The organism is Streptomyces odontotermitis (genome assembly GCF_050510915.1).
Lineage (GTDB): Bacteria > Actinomycetota > Actinomycetes > Streptomycetales > Streptomycetaceae > Streptomyces.
Window position 1 is genome coordinate 466,948 of the sequence record NZ_JBNJLS010000005.1, and the last position, 15,891, is coordinate 482,838.

Annotated in this window: 17 protein-coding genes; 2 read left to right on the top strand and 15 right to left on the bottom strand. The window is 69.5% G+C overall.

Annotation, left to right across the window (positions count from 1 at the left end):
• The first annotated feature begins 107 nt into the window (after positions 1-107).
• Positions 108-794: a response regulator gene (locus tag ACQB60_RS18115; protein ID WP_496927014.1), complete on the top strand. Its 687-nt coding sequence runs from the start codon at positions 108-110 to the stop codon at positions 792-794.
• Positions 795-986: 192 nt separating this feature from the next.
• On the opposite strand, the gene ACQB60_RS18120 is transcribed toward ACQB60_RS18115, so the two are convergent.
• The 14 genes from ACQB60_RS18120 to ACQB60_RS18185 all read right to left on the bottom strand — a co-directional run bounded on the left by ACQB60_RS18120 (position 987) and on the right by ACQB60_RS18185 (position 13,239).
• Positions 987-2,195, bottom strand: coding sequence for a site-specific integrase (locus tag ACQB60_RS18120; RefSeq protein WP_496927015.1), 1,209 nt, complete (start codon positions 2,193-2,195; stop codon positions 987-989).
• 75 nt (positions 2,196-2,270) lie between these two features.
• Positions 2,271-2,489, bottom strand: coding sequence for a helix-turn-helix domain-containing protein (locus ACQB60_RS18125; RefSeq protein ID WP_496927016.1), 219 nt, complete (start codon positions 2,487-2,489; stop codon positions 2,271-2,273).
• A gap of 172 nt (positions 2,490-2,661) precedes the next feature.
• Positions 2,662-3,927, bottom strand: coding sequence for a DUF3631 domain-containing protein (locus ACQB60_RS18130; RefSeq protein WP_496927017.1), 1,266 nt, complete (start codon positions 3,925-3,927; stop codon positions 2,662-2,664).
• Positions 3,928-4,285: 358 nt separating this feature from the next.
• Positions 4,286-5,194 carry a bifunctional DNA primase/polymerase gene (locus ACQB60_RS18135; protein WP_496927018.1) on the bottom strand — a complete coding sequence of 303 codons (909 nt, stop codon included), beginning with the start codon at positions 5,192-5,194 and terminating at the stop codon, positions 4,286-4,288.
• Positions 5,195-5,282: 88 nt separating this feature from the next.
• On the bottom strand, positions 5,283-5,726 hold the full coding sequence (gene ssb, locus ACQB60_RS18140; RefSeq protein WP_496927019.1) for a single-stranded DNA-binding protein: 444 nt from the start codon (positions 5,724-5,726) through the stop codon (positions 5,283-5,285).
• Positions 5,727-6,037: 311 nt separating this feature from the next.
• On the bottom strand, positions 6,038-6,346 hold the full coding sequence (locus ACQB60_RS18145) for a hypothetical protein (protein ID WP_496927020.1): 309 nt from the start codon (positions 6,344-6,346) through the stop codon (positions 6,038-6,040).
• A gap of 235 nt (positions 6,347-6,581) precedes the next feature.
• The gene (locus ACQB60_RS18150) at positions 6,582-8,750 is read right to left on the bottom strand and encodes a hypothetical protein (RefSeq protein ID WP_496927021.1); all 2,169 of its coding nucleotides are present in this window, start codon (positions 8,748-8,750) and stop codon (positions 6,582-6,584) included.
• Complete coding sequence (locus tag ACQB60_RS18155) at positions 8,750-10,432, bottom strand: hypothetical protein (protein ID WP_496927022.1); 1,683 nt, start codon at positions 10,430-10,432, stop codon at positions 8,750-8,752. The genes ACQB60_RS18150 and ACQB60_RS18155 overlap by 1 nt, the downstream gene beginning before the upstream one ends.
• A gap of 85 nt (positions 10,433-10,517) precedes the next feature.
• Positions 10,518-10,751 (bottom strand): hypothetical protein, encoded by a 234-nt coding sequence (locus ACQB60_RS18160; protein ID WP_496927023.1) that lies wholly within the window; start codon positions 10,749-10,751, stop codon positions 10,518-10,520.
• 27 nt (positions 10,752-10,778) lie between these two features.
• Complete coding sequence (locus ACQB60_RS18165; protein WP_496927024.1) at positions 10,779-11,093, bottom strand: hypothetical protein; 315 nt, start codon at positions 11,091-11,093, stop codon at positions 10,779-10,781.
• Positions 11,094-11,119: 26 nt separating this feature from the next.
• A complete protein-coding gene (locus tag ACQB60_RS18170; RefSeq protein ID WP_496927025.1) occupies positions 11,120-11,506 on the bottom strand; it encodes an RRQRL motif-containing zinc-binding protein in 387 nt (128 codons plus the stop codon).
• Positions 11,506-12,507: a DUF2637 domain-containing protein gene (locus ACQB60_RS18175; RefSeq protein ID WP_496927108.1), complete on the bottom strand. Its 1,002-nt coding sequence runs from the start codon at positions 12,505-12,507 to the stop codon at positions 11,506-11,508. Before ACQB60_RS18175 ends, ACQB60_RS18170 begins: the two co-directional genes overlap by 1 nt.
• Complete coding sequence (locus ACQB60_RS18180; RefSeq protein ID WP_496927026.1) at positions 12,500-12,949, bottom strand: hypothetical protein; 450 nt, start codon at positions 12,947-12,949, stop codon at positions 12,500-12,502. Before ACQB60_RS18180 ends, ACQB60_RS18175 begins: the two co-directional genes overlap by 8 nt.
• On the bottom strand, positions 12,946-13,239 hold the full coding sequence (locus tag ACQB60_RS18185) for a hypothetical protein (RefSeq protein ID WP_496927027.1): 294 nt from the start codon (positions 13,237-13,239) through the stop codon (positions 12,946-12,948). The genes ACQB60_RS18180 and ACQB60_RS18185 overlap by 4 nt, the downstream gene beginning before the upstream one ends.
• Positions 13,240-13,833: 594 nt before the next feature.
• Here ACQB60_RS18185 and ACQB60_RS18190 point away from each other — a divergent pair.
• Complete coding sequence (locus ACQB60_RS18190) at positions 13,834-14,964, top strand: helix-turn-helix domain-containing protein (protein ID WP_496927028.1); 1,131 nt, start codon at positions 13,834-13,836, stop codon at positions 14,962-14,964.
• Here the strand turns inward: ACQB60_RS18190 and ACQB60_RS18195 are convergent.
• Complete coding sequence (locus ACQB60_RS18195) at positions 14,948-15,736, bottom strand: NUDIX domain-containing protein (protein ID WP_496927029.1); 789 nt, start codon at positions 15,734-15,736, stop codon at positions 14,948-14,950. The genes ACQB60_RS18190 and ACQB60_RS18195 overlap by 17 nt on opposite strands.
• Between the last annotated feature and the right edge of the window lie 155 nt (positions 15,737-15,891).

Consider the following 15,891-nt stretch of genomic DNA (forward strand, 5'->3'; position numbering starts at 1 on the left):
TGAGGTGGCCCACATGTTGCCCACGCGTTAACGGGCTGTCTCCCTTCCGCGCTTAAGGAACGTTGTGGCCGTTGTGGTCACGGGGACCGCGCACCTACGCTGCGCCCGTGACGAAGGTGCTGGTCGTGGACGACGACTTCATGGTCGCCAAGCTGCACAGCCGGTACGTGTCCGCGATGGACGGATTCGTGGTGGCGGGCGTGGCGCACAGCGGCGCCCAGGCCCTGCGTGCGGCGGAGGCGGTACGCCCCGACCTGGTGCTGCTCGACGTGTATCTGCCCGACATGGACGGCATCGGCGTCCTGCGGGAACTGCGCGCCGCGGAGGAGCGCGATCCGTCCCGTACGCGGGTGGACGCGTTGTTCATCACGGCGGCCCGGGACGCGGAGATCATCCGCGCGGCGCTGCGGGCGGGCGCCCTGCACTACCTCATGAAGCCCTTCAACCAGGCGTCCCTACAGGGGCAGTTGAGACATGTGGCGACCCTGCGCGCCCGCCTCGACAACCTCGACGAGGCCCGCCAGGAGGACGTCGACCAGATCTTCGGCGCCCGCCCACCGGGTTCGCGGGAGCTCCCCAAGGGCCTCGCTCCCCCCACGGCGGACCTGGTGGAACGCACCCTGCGCGCCCACCCCGACGGCCTCTCCGCCACGGAGTGCGCCTCGGCGGGCACCCTCTCCCGCGTCAGCGCCCGCCGCTATCTGGAGTTCTTCGCGGACACGGGCCGGGCGGAGGTCACGCTCCGGTACGGGGGCACGGGGCGCCCGGAGCGCCGCTACCGCTGGGTGGGCTGACCCCCTGGGCCGGCTCCGGAATCGGGCATCCCGCGGGCTTCGGAATCGGGCATCCCGGACGCGACCTGAGCGCAGTCTGAGGGCTCCCTTAAACGGACCGTAGAAATCAGATTTGGCTCCCTCGCTGGTCAGGGCACGAATGAACGGCCGCATTCGGAGCGAGGGAGCCAAACAGGGAGCCAAAGCCGGAAGTTACGTCGGTTCGGACCCCGACTCAGCCGGACTTGTCCCGCCCCTGCGGAAGATCTCGTCCATGGCTTCTGCGCCCTCCGTGATCACGGGGCGGAGCTGCTTCCGGTACACCCGCTCAGTGGTACCGCTGCCACTGTGTCCGACCAGTCGCGCGATGGACTCAATGGGCATGCCGTGGTCAGAGAGCAATGATACGAAGGTGGTTCGCAGTTCTCGCGAGGTCCACTCGTACGGCTTCTTGAACCCCGCCTCCGTGAGCAGAAGCCGGAGGTTCCGCCGGACATCAAGCGCGGTTCGCAGCGTTCCCGAAGCTGTCGGAAACACCAGTCCGTCCGGGTCCCACTCCGCTCCGGCAGCCTTGCAGTCGAGCTTCTGCCTGGCCCGGTGCGCTTCGAGTACCGCCGCAGCCTGTCGCGGCATGGCCAGTGAGCGACGACTCTTGCGCGTCTTGGTCTCCCCTCCTCGACGCACCGACCTCCACACGTCCACGTAAGGCTTCTGGTCGCCCGCAGACTCGATGTGCACGTGCGTCCAGCGAAGGGGACGGGCTTCCTCGGTACGAACGCCGACCAAGAGCGACAAGACCACGTAGACGTGAATCCAGGTGCCCTGCATGGCGTTGAGCACGGCTTCGCCCTGCTCCAGGCTCAGCGACTTGCTCGGGCGCCCCGGCTGACCGTCGGGAACATCCACCCACTCCGCCACGTTGCGGACCGCCTTACCTCTGCGCTGTGCGTGGCTGATCGAGCGACGGAGGACTGAATGCAGCATCCTGAGAGACTGCGTGGCCAGTTCGTCCGCCTTCACCTCAAGCCATTCGTCCAGGTCATCCGCCTCAAGCTCTCGCAACTTGGCGTGCCCGAGGTCTGGTTCAATGTGCGTTTTCGCGAGGCTCCGATAGGTGTCGATGCTGGTGTTCTCACGCCCCTTGAGCCCCTGGCTCAGCCAGTCGTTTACCGCCTGGGTCACGGTGTACTTGGCCAGGGTCTTGCGCCCGTCCGCAGCCGCAAGCTCCTTCTTGAGCTCCCGCAGCTTGCGGCGCACTTCGGTCTTGGTCTTGCCGGACACCTTTGGGCGATTGCGCTTGCCTGCCGGGGTGTACCCAAGGGAGATCGCCCCGATGTAGCGCCCCTTGGACTTGTCCCAGTAGATCGAGTCCTCCCCATGGCCAGCTCGGCGAGGGCCTTGGGGCTCTTCGACGTCGGTCATGTTCCGTCTTCACCTCTCAGCATGAAGGCCGCCCCACCAGGGGCGGCCTTCGATGAACTTGATGACTCAGACTCGCTAGGCGGCCGACTCGGCTTCTCGCTTGAGCAGCTCGACGTACTCGTCGATGTACTCGGTCGGGATCAGCCGACGACGCCCCTCCTGCACGGAGCGGAGGCGTCCAAGTCGCACCAGTTCCCACGCTGTTGAGCGCTTCAGGCTGAGGATTTCGGCAGCAGCCTCCACACGGTGGAGACGCTGCGCTGTTGCGCCCGTGCCCGCGACGGCGTCACTCACGAACCGTTCCTCCTCTGTTCTGTTGTGTTCGCGTCTTGGCCCTGGGGAATCCGCAACATCCGCCACGCCGCAACATTGCTGGTCAGCGGGCCTAAATCTGTGGCGGATGTGTTGCTGTTGCGGATAGGCGCCGCCTGGCGTGGGCCTGGCGGCATCTGTGGCATGGGCGGTTTCAGCCGACGCTGCGGAGGGTGCGTGTGTCGGTTTCCGCGGACATGTGGCGGCTCTCGGAAGGGGTATCCGCCACAGATTCACCCTCGTTGACCTGCGATGTTGCGGATGTTTCGGCTGTTGCGGACTTTCCAGGGAGAGGGGGGCAGTAGCGGGCCCACGCGTCCCTGAGGTCATCCGCGTAGTAGCCCTTGGGGGTCGTGCTGCCGACCCGGATCCCCTTGGGCTTGATCGGGGTGTCGTCGGGGCGCACGTACTGGCTCAGGAGCTTGGACAGCCGTCGGGCGGTGAGCGGTTTGATGGCCTGTCCGTCCTCGCTCATGTCGGCCCAGGGGGAGTCATCCAGGGAGAGGAGGACTTCGAGGATGGCTGCGGTCGGCATCCGGTCGACGCCGCAGAACACGCGGTCGCGCAGATCGGTCAACAGCCGTACCCCGAGGGAGGCTTCGTCGCCCGCGCTGGCGGCCTTGATGAGCGCGAGGCATGCAGCACGTCCCCGCTCCGGCCACTGGCCGCCGGCCGCATCCGCGACCGCGAGCAGTGGCTCCCAGACGTCGGCGGGCCGGTCGACGACGCCCTCGGGCATCTCCGGCCACGCCTCGGCGACTTGGTCGTGCAGGGTGGCTGTCCATTCCGCGAGCCTGTCTCGCAGGACGTTGCCCTGCCTCTCGTGGACGCGGCGCCGGTAGGGCTCGCACGTCTCGTTGGGGGCCTTCTTGCGCATCCGGATGATGACGGAGCGGGTCAGGATCGTGTCCGGCAGAGAGCCGAGTCCGGCCATGGCGACGGCGCAGAACGAGGGCAGGAACGCTGCCTTCTGGTCGGATCCGTCCCCGATGCAGCGCAGGGACTTGGCGCCGCGCCGGTAGCCGGAGTTGAGGAACCCGCGGACCTCTTCGTTCCCGCCCGCTTTGGGGCCGAAGACGGTGTCGATCTCGTCGAAGAGGAGGGTGGGGGTGCCTTCGTCGGCGGAGACGAGTCGGAACAGGGCGTTGGCGGAGGCGTTGACGGTGGTCGCCGCGCGCGGGGTGAGTGTTTCGATGATCTCCAGGGCGCGGGACTTGCCCGAGCCCGGTTCGGGGCTGAGGAAGGCGATGCGGGCGGTGCCGTCGAGCGCGTCCATGAGGTGGGCGTGCGCGTCCCACAACGTGACGGCGACGTAGGCGTGTTCGGTGGGGAAGACGTTGAAGCGGCGGTGGAACGCTTCGACCTCGTCGAGCAGCGCAGCGCCGTCGATGGGCGTCGTGGTCTCGGGGGTGCTGGTCATGCGGCGTTCCTCCCTTCTGGTGCGGTGGTGCGGAGCGGGCACAGGACGCGGTGGGCTTCGTGGTCGTCGATGAGAGCGAGGACCTTGCGCTGTCCCACGGCGCTGCGGTCGCGTCCGCACAGACAGGTGGAAGTGGCGGTCGGGGTGGCGCCTCGGGGCGCGGTAATGCGCAGCCAGGCCACCGGGAAGCGCCCATCACCCGCAGCCGGGGAGGCGGGCTGAGATCGGGCGGGAAGGACTGAAAGGACGCCTTCGGCGTCGTCCTTCGGCCGCACAGTGGACGTCGTGCCTTGCGGCCAGGGGGCGCAGTGAGCTCCGGGCGGGGTGGGCTGGGGGCTCTTAGGAGGAGGCAGGCTGGTCATGAGGCCGTCCGGTGCTGCGGGTTGTGGGCAATCGACCAGTCCAGCCCCCGGGCGATGACGTCGTCGTAGTAGCGCTGCGGCTGTGTGGCGTTGCCCGCCACCGCCCTACTAAGAGCCTCCTCAACCTCGGTGCGGGTGAGGTCGCCGGATGCCACCAGTCGCCCCAGGGCTCGCGCGGCCCGCAGCAGGACGGCGTTGCGCCGCCCGTCCGGCGCGGTGGCCACGTTGTGCACCTCGCCGCGCAGCGCGGCGGCGGCGTACCCATCACGCACTCCACGGAGTGGAGGAAGAGCATGCGGCTGGGGCTTTGGCTTGGCGGTGAGCGCGTCGCACAGCCACTGCGGAAGTGCGACAGGGGGCCGGTCGTCGGTGACGGTGTAGGCGCCCTGCGCGGTGGTGCTGCCGGGGGCGACGACATAGCCACCCCAACCGCGGGTGTCGATGCGGTGGCCCAAACGGCCGGCACTGGAGTGCAGCCGCACCCCCTCGGGCTGCGTGAAGTACAGGTGCTGGCCACCGCTGGGGGTCCGCACCTGGTAGGTAGCCGGAAGGGGCTCTCCGGCGCGCTCGCAGAGCGCCTGCAACGAAGTGGCGCCGTCAGGCGCTCCTTCCTGCTCTTCGCCCTTGAGTACGTCCAAGTCGACGACCAGGAGTCCGGAAGGGCCGGTCGCGATGCCGATGTTGTAGGGCCACGTCGACCACGCCGCGGTGACCAAGTCCGGGTTGGTGGTAGCGCGTTGCTCGGGCTTGCGGTGCCCGGCCGCGCACCGGCCGGTGCCGTAGCAGAACCGCTCGGCGTGCCCGGCGGGCCGCTTGTCATCAGGCCGGAGCGGGAACACATGCCAGCCGCGGGCTGCCGTATCCAGGGCTGCGCGCAGCAGCGCGGGCAGGGGGGTTTGGGGCATGCTGGTAGTTCTCCTGTTCTGTCGCAAGGGCAGGGAGGACCGGGGCGGCCGCGATTCTTTGGCGAGAGGGCGGCCGCCCCGGGCGTATCTAGAACGGGACTTCAGAGCCGGAGTCCGCGGCCGCCGCGTCGGTGTTCCACGGGTTGTCGGACGCGGCGGGGGCGGGGTGCTTGGCGTTGATGGTGGCGGTGGTGAAGCGCAGGCTGGCGCCGATGTCGTCGATCTCCACGGCGAGCAGGGAGCGGTTGTCGCCCTCGGGGGTCTGCCAGTTGTGCTGGCGGATCCGGCCGAAGGCCACCACGCGCGAGCCCCGGGTGAGGGATTCGGCGACGTGCTCGGCGAGTTGGCGCCATGCGGTGCAGCGGAAGAACGTCGCGGTGCCGTCCTGCCACTGGTTGGTGGTCTTGTCGTAGGTGCGCGGGGTGCAGGCGACGGTGAACGTCGCCCGCGCCGCACCGGAGGCGGTGAACTTCACCTCGGGGTCGGCGGTGAGGTTGCCAATGACGGTAAGCGGGGTCTCTCCGAAGGACACAGGGATCTCCTAGCCAAGTGATGGGGTGGGAAGGTGCGGCATGTGCGGCACGATCTGTTGCGCCTAGCTGTTGCACCCACGTGTTGCACGACCTGTTGCACGTCGCGTTTCGGCCGGGCGGAGTTGGTGCAGGTCACCACGCCCATGAAGGTGTGGTCGGGGCTCCGACAACCCCTCTGCAGCCGCTCTCCCCCACCAGGCCCAGGAAAAAGATGGAAGGGGCCGGGTGTGGTCGGCGCGGCCGCCTCGGGGATTTGGGCGGTATGCGGTGGTTGCGCGCCGGGCAGGGGCCCGCGCGCCGCGGCTCGCGCTCAGCGCTTGGAGCCGAAGAGCTTCAGCGAGATGCCGCCGACGCTGATGGGTCCGGCGGCGCCGCTGATGGCGACGGCGGTGTGCACGGCGAAGTCGAGCAGGGACAGCAGCGCGGCGACGGTCGCGAAGATGCCGAGGGCTCCGGCCGTGCCGATGGCGATGGGGAAGAGGTAGGCGGACAGGGGGCGCCCTTCGTGGTCGTTGCTCTGGACGACGATGACGACGGGCTGCCCGCTGGCCTCGGCACGGCGGTAGGCGTCGGCGGGGATGTGCGGGGCGATGATTCCGGGCGGTGCGCGGTGGGGCATGTGGTGCTCCCTTCCGGCAGTCCAAGGACACCGCCAGGCGCCCGCACGAAGGAGTCGTGCGGGCGCCTGGCGGTGACGGTGTGTGGTTGTAGTGGGGTGTGGCTACTGGGTAGTGGGTAGTGGGGTCCCCAGTAGAAAGGGCCCTGTTGGAATGCTGTGGGCCGCTACTGGGGTGTTCTAGTGGGTAGTGGGGTGTCCCCCACTACCCACTAACCAGTAGCTGTGTGTGATGAGTTCAGGTGTGGTCGGGGTGGACGTAGACGGAGTGCGGGCCGTTGTCGCGGTAGACCAGCTGCCCTCGCTCCACTGCTGCCTTGAGGGCGTCGCGGACGGTCTTGCGGTCCTTGCCGACCAGGTCCGCGACGGCGGAGGGCTTCATGCCCGTAGAGCCCGCGGACTTGATCGCGTCGATCGCTTCGATCAGCCACTCCGGGCCCTGCTCTTGCGGCTCGCGTGCCGGGGGCGCGGTGTTGTCCTTGCGGAAGGCGGACAGGTTCAGCCCCGGCCGCTCCGGCCGCTCGGGGTGGTCCTCGCGCGGCTGGCGGGTGGGGCGGGGTTCCTCGGTGGTGCCGAACTGCTCGTCGATCTGTTCCAGGAACCGCGCGGCGAGTTCGTCCTCCGCGCTCCGTCCGCCCTCGTCGGGCTCAGGGTCGCGCAGGGCGGTCAGGTTCAGCCCGCGCCGCGCCTCCTGCTCGCCGTCTGCCGTACTGACCGGTCCGAGAGCGGCGGGGGCGGCGCCGTCGCGCATCCACGCGATGCGGTCCGCGTCCCAGCGCTGTGCGTATGCCTCCCCGGCCGCCTTGGCGGAGACGGCATCCAGGCGGGGATGCCGCTCGCTGGTGGCGGCGACGATCTCGCGGATCTGGTGGGGCAGGATCCGCCACGCCTTGAACAGACCGACCGCCGACTCCGGGGTGCCCATGAACCCCGCCCCCTTGTACGGGGCCTGCTCCGGGCGCAGCCCCCGCGAGCCGGGGAACATCTTGGACAGGTCCATGCCCTCGGTCTCGCCGCCGGTCAGGGCGACGCGGACCTTGGCCTCACGCCGGATCATCAGGTTCCCGAGCACGGACCCGGTGGCGCCGAGGGCGGTGAGGACGGTGCGCACCCCCATTGCGCGGGCGATCCGGATGACTTCGAGGATCTTCTCTCCGAGCTTGCGCACAGCCCGGTCGTTGCTGGTGAGGATCTCCGCGCCCTCGTCGATGACCAGCTCGATCTGCGGAATGGACGGGCTGATGGGGAGCAGGTCGGTGTTCTCGCGGGCGAGGAGGTCTTGGTAGGCGACCTTGCGGTAGCGGGCCACCGCGAGCGCGGTATCCAGCATGAGGAGGGCCTCCTCGTGGGTGGAGGCGAGCCAGTCGATGCCCGGCCGCATCGGCCTCCCCGCGCCGGTGGAGTCGAGCGCGGGCAGCACCCAGGGCAGGCCCGCACTACCGGCGTTGAGGTCGATGACCCAGGTGAGCACGTCGGTGGCGCGGGCGAACCCGGCCAGGATGACGTGCACCATGTTCGTCTTCCCCGACCCGGTCGGCCCGACCACCAGGGCGCACTGTTCGCGCAGGTAGGTCAGGATCTCGTCGGCGTTGGACCGGTAGCCCCAGGGGATACCGGTCAGCACCGAGAGCGGCCCGTAGCCGGTGGGGTAGGCCGTCGCCGTCTCCAGCACATTGGCGGTGCCCACGTCGATGATGCAGCGGCCCTGGTGCACGCCGGGCCCGGCGGTGACGGTGCAGCCGTGCGGCAGCCGGGCATCGGCCGACAGCGCCGCCGACTTCTTGGCGATGGCGTCGTAGATGGCACCGCCGGGCAGCTCGGCATCGAGGCTGAACCCGGTCCCGGCCGCCCACTTCTCGACAGCCAGGACGCGTACCCGGATGCCACAGATCCGCTCGATGCGCTCCGCCCACTCCTCGGCGACCGCCCGCCGCTCGGCGGACAACTCGGCTGTGACCTGCCGCTGTTCGGCCGCGATGGCCTCCTCCTCACGAGCCTCCTCATACAGGTTCGTGGAGCGGGTGACGGTGCCCATGCCCACCCCGATGGCGGCCAGCGAGCCGAGGGCCTGCCAGGTGAGCGGGCCGTGGGTCATGGCCCAGGTGGTCCAGCCGCCCCCGACGAGCCAGGAGGCGGCGCGGGCGGCAATGGTGCGCCCGGCGTTACGCAGCCGCAGTCCGGCCGCCGCGTGGCCGAGGGCTCCGGCGCCTCCCACCGCGAGTGCCCAGCCGGGCGGCATGCCGGTAGCGGCGCCGCAGGTGGCCACGGCGAAGGCGCCGGTGGTGGCGGACAGGGCGCCGGTCACGGGTCCGTGACCGGCCGCCCAGTCCCACACCGGGCCCGTGCCGAGCTCCACCGCGGAAGGCTCCTGTTTGCTGGTCTTCTTGGCCTCGGTGTGTGTCGACATCAGGTGACGTTCCAGCCCTTCTCGGCCTCGGTGCCGTTGCGGGGGTCTTCGTGGCGGGCGATGTCGTGCTCGTGGATCTCACGGAAGCGCGGGCCGAGATCCACGGCGGCGTCCACGGCGTTCAGGAGGGTCTTGTAGATGTCGTCGAAGCCGTCGGCCACCTCCTTCTCGAAGGCGAACTCCTGGTCCGAGCGCTCGGCCAGGATCAGGAAGGTCTTGGCGACGCACTCCAGCGCGGCGGGAAGGTTGTCGATCATGTCGACGACCTCCATGTTTCCGTCCGGGCTATAGCTGGCCGCGGCGTTCTGCATCTCGGATGCGGCCTCTTCGAACTTGAAACCAGACACGTTCACGACCTCCGAAACAGTCGGGTAGCTGTGCGGAACCAGATGGGCGGGACGCTCAACGCGGTCCCCGATCTCGCTCTGACCGGCGGCGTCCGCATCGGCCTGCGCCTCCTCGGCGGCGCGGGTGGCGCGGATCTGCCAGTCCCGCTCAGCCCGCTTGGCGTGGGCCTTGGCCATCAACCGCCGATACAAGCGACGGCCAGGGTGGATGAGCCATGGGATGTTGAGCTTGCGGCCGAGGGGGCTGGTCAGGCAGCCCACCAGCCCCAACGCACCCGCGAGGGCCCCGGCGAGCAGCCGCTTGCCGAACAAGCGGACTGCCGACCACCGCAGCGCCCACCGGGCCTTCCGGCGGGCCGGGGCCTTGCGCACCGCATCCCGCTTGGCGGCCAGTGCGGCGTCGGTCTTGCGGTCCTGGCGGGCGCGGGCCTTGTCCAGCAGCGCACGGGCCCCCGAGGCGGCCTTGCGCCCACCCCACGCCGCGGCCCGCTGCAGCGGGCCGCGGCCGCCGTGGGCGTCGCGTTTGGCCTGCTTGGCAGCGGCCTTCGCGTCCCGCCGGGCATCGGCGACCGCGCGGCGGTCGTCCTTGGCCTGCTGGCGGGCGGCCGAACGGGTCGGCGTCTGCTGCTTGTTAGCCGCCCGCAGCGCGCGGGCCTGCGCCAGCTTCCCCGCCCCCGCACGACCAGCACCAGAACGCCCCCCGGCCTTGTGAGCGCCGCCCGGACCGGAACGCCCGCCCAGCGACTTGGGGGAGCCGCCCCGGCCGGACGGGCCCCTGTGCTGACCGGTACCGCGGCCGCCACCCGACGTGCGGGAGGTGGCGCCTCGGCCCGGAGCCGTGGGCCGTGTACGGGGGCTGGTCGTGCGGCTTGCCCCGGCCGTGTTCCTGCCGGCGGTTGTGCCCGTGGCTGCTCGCGTGCCGCGTCCTTGGTTCGGCAGGGTGCGGCCGGTCTGTCGGGTGTCGGGGCGGGTGGGCTTCCTGGCGTCGGGTTTGGTGGTGTCGCGGCCGGTGGTGGTGCGCGGGTCGGCTTCACGGTTCTCGGCGGCCAGGCGGCGGGCGCGGACCACGGCGGCGACCGTACCGAACACCGCCAGGCCCCCGGCAGCAGCGGCGGCGCCCAGTGGACCGCCGACCAGACCGCCCGCCCCCACCAGTCCGGCGGTCGTGTTCGCGCCGGACAGGGCCAGCGGCATCACCGGGTAGCCACCCGGCGCATGCGCCAACTCCCCACTCGGCTCGGGCTCGGGGGCGGAACTGCTGGTGGGCGGTGGGTCGGGGGGCGGGTCCGGTGTGGCCGTGGGGGCCACTACCGGTTCGGTGCTGAGGTCGGTCATGCTGAGCACACTCCTTTGGGAGAAAAGGGCCCGGCCGGATCTGTGGAGGAGAGGGCCGGGCCCGACTTGTGCCGAACAGGGCAGGTCACAGCTGCTGACGTTCGAGGGCGAAGAACACGACGGTGAACCCGCCGTAGCCGAACTCGCGGGCCGCGTACGCCCGGATCTCGTTGTAGAGCCGGGAGCGGGTCGTCCGGCTGGGGTCCACGTGGACGACGTCGGAGATCGTTGCCTGGCCCGCATCGCCCAGTTGGGCGGTGAGGATGTAGTGGAAGCTGACCAGCTCAGAGGCCGTATCAGCTTCGGAGGCAGTGGTCACTGCGTGCTCCTTGCGGAGGTCGTCTGGTCAGACGGTGGGGTGGTTGGGGTGCGCGGCGGCGATCTCCTGCCAGCGGCGGCTCTCTGCGGCGTCCGCGTTCTGCACGCGGACCTCGAAGGTGCAGCCCTTGACCGTGCAGCGGTGCACGGTGCTGGCCAGCGCCTTGCTCACGTCCATCAGGAGCCACAGGGCGGAGGAGAGGACCGCGAGGACGCACGGGGTGATCAGGCCGATCGGCACGCCGTAGGAGCGGAGGCGCATGCCGATGGAGACGGCCACCGCACCCGCAGTGGCGATGATGAGCAGTCCGGCGACACGGCGCCGGATCGGATTCTGTGCCATGGAACACTCCAGGTCAGAAGGGGAGTTCAGGCAGCGCGCTGTTCCTCGGCGTGGGCGCACAGCACGCACATGCCGAGCGAGGTCGGCAGGCAGTAGCTGTAGGTGAGACCGCAGACGTGGCAGGTGCGGCGGGCGAGCATCGCCAGCGCGAGCGCACCCCACTTGCGCGACGTCATCGGCCGCACCGGCAGCGCACGGTCGACGCGGTAGAGGAAGGCCACGGCCGCACCGGACTTACGGCGCCGCGTACGGCGCATGAGCTGCGCCGCTATCGGCTGACCACCCGGCCGCAGCCCCCGCTCACGCAGCTGGCGGCGGGTACACAGCCCCTCCGGGGCGAACCGCCACGGGTAGGTGGGGAGGCCGTAGCGGGCCCCGGTGGGGTCGAAGCACTCGGCGTACGCGGTGAGCATCAGCCCTCACCGCCCACCGCCGTGAGCTGGGGCTGGGGGCGCAGTTCGTGGTAGCGGGCGGTGACCCAGCCCACCGACCAGCCGCACAGCTCGGCCGCCGCGCGCACCGTCAGATCCGCCTCGAAGGCGGCCCGTACGGTCTCGCGCGCCACCTCCTCCGGCTGCCGTTCCAGCGCAGGCCCGGCCTGTAGCAGTTGGGCACGGCGCTGTTCGGCCTCCTCCCGGCGACGCCGCTCGGCCGCCTCCTGCCGAGCCCGCCGTTCGGCCGCCTCACGCCGCTGGCGCTGCTCGGCCTCGGCCCGCTCCCGCTCGGCCTGTTCACGGGCCAGGCGCTCACGTTCACGCTCCCGCTCGGCCTGTTCACGCTCACGCTGCTGATGTTCACGCTCGCGCTCGGCTTGTTCACGGGCGAGTTGGGCGATGTGCTCGCGCTCCTCGCGGGCCATCTGCGCCTCGTGCTCGCGCTGCTCGCGCAGCCGCTGCTGCTCGGCCTCGCGGATGGCCTCCCGCTCCTGCCGCTCGGCCTGCTCACGCTCCCTCACGGCCCGTTCACGGGCTTCCTGACGGGCCGCAGCGTCGGTCTCCTGGCGGGCCAGTGCAGTCGAGAGGGCGCGGCGGTAGGCGAGTCCGGCCTCAGCCGTGACGATCAACAGCAGCGGCGCGACGCAGTGGATAGCCACGCCGGTGCCATCGCCCTTGAGGGCGGAGTCAGCGATGTTGAGGCTGAGGGTCATTAGACCGGTCATCCACCGCAACACCACAGGCCAGCGGCCCCCATGGGCTTCCAGACGGGCCAACACGGAGTCGAGACGCACCACGATGACCACCGCGGTGTCCACCACCAGCGGCAGCAGAGGAGCCGTCCAGCGCCACCGTTCCGGGGTGTGCGCGGCGACCAGCGGCGTGACCGTGAGCACGGAGTAGACCACCGCCCCGCACACGATCATCCACGTGCCCGCGCTCAGGGTGCGCTCGATCGACTTCAGGGTGCGGCTATCCATCCGCGCCACCGCCCGCACGTCCCGTGCCGTGAACGCCATGAACACGGCGAGGGCGGTCGTGAACATCGGCAGTGCCGTCGTGAACATCCGGCTGCGGCGCCTCGTCGCCCCCGCTCTGTTCGCTGCGGTGGGGGTAGGTGTGCAGGGCCGCGCCGATGGCCACCAACTCCACTTCGGCGCCCGCGAAGTCGCCGTGCCCTTCCAGCGTCCACAGCTCTCCGTCGCGCAACTCGGTGAAGTCGACGTCTTCGGGGTCGATGCCCAGCGCGGCGCGCCATGGCTCGAAGGCGCCCAAGTCGTTGTGGAGGAAGAGCCGTACGCGCTTGGGCCGCAGCGCTGAGACCTGTACGTCGGGGGCGGGCAGCCCGGGGAACTCCGGAGCCAGCCACCGCGCGGCCCGCAGGGCCGTGGTCAGGTCATCGATCATCAGATTCGTACTCATGCCGCGACCCCCGCCCGCAGGCTGCGGCGCTGCGGCAGGCCCGGAAGGGGCTGCGGCACCAGCCGCAGCAGGCCCGCCTCATTCAGCGCCCGCGCGGCCACCTGCACCGCACGATCCGGCAGGTCCGGGTAGTCGGCGAGGATGTCGCGCGCCGCATCCAGCCGCGCCGCCCGCTCCTGCGCCGACTCCCCCTCCACCGGGCCAAGCCAGAGCTCTAACGGTGTGCCCAGGGCGAGTTCCACGAAGTCCTCGGCGCTCTCGGCACGATGGCCGTTCACATAGGCATGCATGTCTGCTCCTGAAATCGAAGGAAGAGAGGGAGGACCGGGGCGACCGCGATCCTTTGGCGAGAGGGCGGCCAGGCCCCGGGCGCGACCACGCCGCGAAGCGGCGGGCCACAGCGCCCCGGCCAGGAGTCGAACCCGGCCTACGACCATCAGGGCTGTGGTGTTGGGACGGGCAGCTTGCGTTGTGAGGGCTGCCCCTTGAGCTGATCAAGGTCGTGCGTAGGTCTCCTTCCGAGAGCGCGCTCTCGGTTGCAGGCATATGGAGACGTGGCCTTTCGGCCTTCAAGCCATCCGGTTGACCAGGGATCCGGTTCCCTCAGCCCGCTCTGTCCCGGGCTCCTTTGCGCACCGTGAATCGGAGGCGACCTCCATATCTGGTGCGCACCAGTAGAGTGCAACTGGTGCGCACCAGAGTCAAGAGGCTTCGCCGATTCGAGCGGAAGTTGCCGCCCTGGTGCATCTCTAGAAGACCCGTCCGAGCCGGGGCACCGGTAGCCAACAGGACTTAACTTCCGTCCTGTTAACCCCTGTTGACCTGCGGCGACGTAGTGCATGCTGAGGAGGTCAGCGAGTGGACCGATCACCAGGCGGTGGCCTGTGAGCACAGGACTTCGAAGCGCGCGAACCTCGCGAGGCTGGTCTCAGGAGCGGCTGATTCGCGAGATTGAGCAGTACGCCCGACAGCACGTCACCGACGTGGCCTCAACGGCGAGTTTGCGGGTGTACGTGTCCGAGTGGGAGAACGGGAAGCGCACCATCTCCGACCGGTACGCGGTGATCCTTCGACAGCTTCTGGGAGTCACAGACACGGAGTTGCGGGACTCCACGCCCACAGTTTCGGCGCCAACAGCAGACGGATACGACGACCTGCTGAACCGAATCGATTCGGCGAGCAGCGTCAGTCTGGACATGGTGAAAGCCTTCAATGACCAGACAGAGTTGCTTCGAACCATGGACCGGCAGATGGGGGCAGCCCGGCTCGTGGATCAGATGACCGGCCACCTCACCGCCCTGGAAGACGCACTGAACTTCGCGGTCCTGCCGGGCACGCGCAAGCCCGTCGCGCTGGCACTCGCAGGAGCGTCCACCCTCGCCGCATGGCAGGCAATCGACTCAGGAGCGGTGGAACGAGCCTGGCGACACTACGAATTGGCGAAGCGGGCTGCACACGACGCCGAAGCACCGATGTACCTCGCCCACGCGATGGCAGAGCAGGCGTACGTACTTTGTGAGGCTGGCCGACCGGCTCTCGGCCTCGACCTAGTCCGCAACGCGCAACGCACGCTTGGGCAGGCTGGATCGCCGCGCCTTCAGGCTTGGCTGCACTCCGCAGAAGCGGAGTTGTGCGCCCACGTCGGCCTGCCGGACGACTGCCGGCGCGCTCTGGATGCAGCCCAGTCGAGCATCCCGCCGGGGCCGGAGGATCGTGACCCAGACATGCTGAGCATCTTCCTCAACGACGCCCATCTTGGCAGGTGGCGCGGCAACGTCCTCGCGCTACTCGGCGACGATGACGCGGTGACGAGTCTGTACGGTGCCCTGAAGGTGGCGGACCCGTCCTTTGTCCGGGCGCAGGCTGGACTCCATGCCGACCTCGTACAGGCCCACCTCGCACGAGCCGAGTATGACGACGCGAACACCCACCTGAGGCAGGCGCGGCTGTTGGCGAGCCGCACCGGATCGGTGCGGCAACGGCGGCGGGTCGACCTGCTCAGTGCGCGGCTGTGAGCCCCTGCCTGCCACGGTTCGCCAAGATGTGAAGCAGGGCCACGAGAGTGCCGGAGCCCATCAGCTCCCCGCGTGCCATCAGGCCGGGGATGTCCGCTAGAGGCACCCACTCAATGTGCCCTGCCTCTTCCAAGTCTGTTGGTGAACCGACCTGTTCAGCCCCGTGCCCCACGAAGATCTCGTGCGGCGAGTCGACCATACCGACCATGGGCTGATACGTAACGACGTGCTCCACCGACTTCGGTCGCCAACCGGTCTCTTCCACGACTTCGCGCAGGGCTGTGTCCGCGGGCTCCTCCTCTTCGTCCACGATGCCGCCCGGGAGCTCCCAACCCCACTGCTGCGGCACGAAGCGGTAGCGCCACATCATCAGTACGCGGTCCTGATCATCCAGAACCGCGGTGACGGCGACGTGGTGGAGCTTCACTACGTGATGTTCGAAGCGCTCCACCCCAGGCGGTTCCACGTCCCAGAGCTGAAGCTTGACCCAAGGGCTGTCATAGAGATCCCGCTCTCCGTGGATGCGCCACGGCTCCACCCCCTCAGGCGTCCCGACACTCACCCCGCCAGGCACCCGGTAGGAGCTCCGACCGTGGACCTCCAAGGCTCCCTCACTCACGAGCCGGGCAAGCACCTGACGCAGAGCTGTCCGGCCGATGTCGAGTTCCTTGATGAGCGTGCGCTCTGAAGGGAACTTGGCGCCTGGACGGTACTTTCCTGATGCGAGCCAAACTCGAATCGTGTCGTAGGCCCTGGTCGTCTTGGGTCCCATCCGCGGCGCACTCTCCGTTCTTAGGTGGTGCGTACCAGCGTAGCGGGCAATGGTCACACTGCCTCCGGCCATATCTCGGGCAAAACGGAGAGCCCCATCTGTACTTTCGGTCATCGCGCGCTCACCTCTCGGGAGCCAAACCGGGAGCCAAAGCC

Bases quoted from the DNA above. Each gene is read 5' to 3' on its own strand.
- ACQB60_RS18150 (WP_496927021.1), bottom strand. From the start codon at position 8,750: ATGTCGACACACACCGAGGCCAAGAAGACCAGCAAACAGGAGCCTTCC.
- ACQB60_RS18195 (WP_496927029.1), bottom strand. From the start codon at position 15,736: ATGGGACCCAAGACGACCAGGGCCTACGACACGATTCGAGTTTGGCTC.
- ACQB60_RS18155 (WP_496927022.1), bottom strand. From the start codon at position 10,432: ATGACCGACCTCAGCACCGAACCGGTAGTGGCCCCCACGGCCACACCG.
- ACQB60_RS18120 (WP_496927015.1), bottom strand. From the start codon at position 2,195: ATGACCGACGTCGAAGAGCCCCAAGGCCCTCGCCGAGCTGGCCATGGG.
- ACQB60_RS18165 (WP_496927024.1), bottom strand. From the start codon at position 11,093: ATGGCACAGAATCCGATCCGGCGCCGTGTCGCCGGACTGCTCATCATC.
- ACQB60_RS18175 (WP_496927108.1), bottom strand. From the start codon at position 12,507: ATGGATAGCCGCACCCTGAAGTCGATCGAGCGCACCCTGAGCGCGGGC.
- ACQB60_RS18180 (WP_496927026.1), bottom strand. From the start codon at position 12,949: ATGAGTACGAATCTGATGATCGATGACCTGACCACGGCCCTGCGGGCC.
- ACQB60_RS18145 (WP_496927020.1), bottom strand. From the start codon at position 6,346: ATGCCCCACCGCGCACCGCCCGGAATCATCGCCCCGCACATCCCCGCC.
- ACQB60_RS18135 (WP_496927018.1), bottom strand. From the start codon at position 5,194: ATGCCCCAAACCCCCCTGCCCGCGCTGCTGCGCGCAGCCCTGGATACG.
- ACQB60_RS18185 (WP_496927027.1), bottom strand. From the start codon at position 13,239: ATGCATGCCTATGTGAACGGCCATCGTGCCGAGAGCGCCGAGGACTTC.
- ACQB60_RS18170 (WP_496927025.1), bottom strand. From the start codon at position 11,506: ATGCTCACCGCGTACGCCGAGTGCTTCGACCCCACCGGGGCCCGCTAC.
- ACQB60_RS18130 (WP_496927017.1), bottom strand. From the start codon at position 3,927: ATGACCAGCACCCCCGAGACCACGACGCCCATCGACGGCGCTGCGCTG.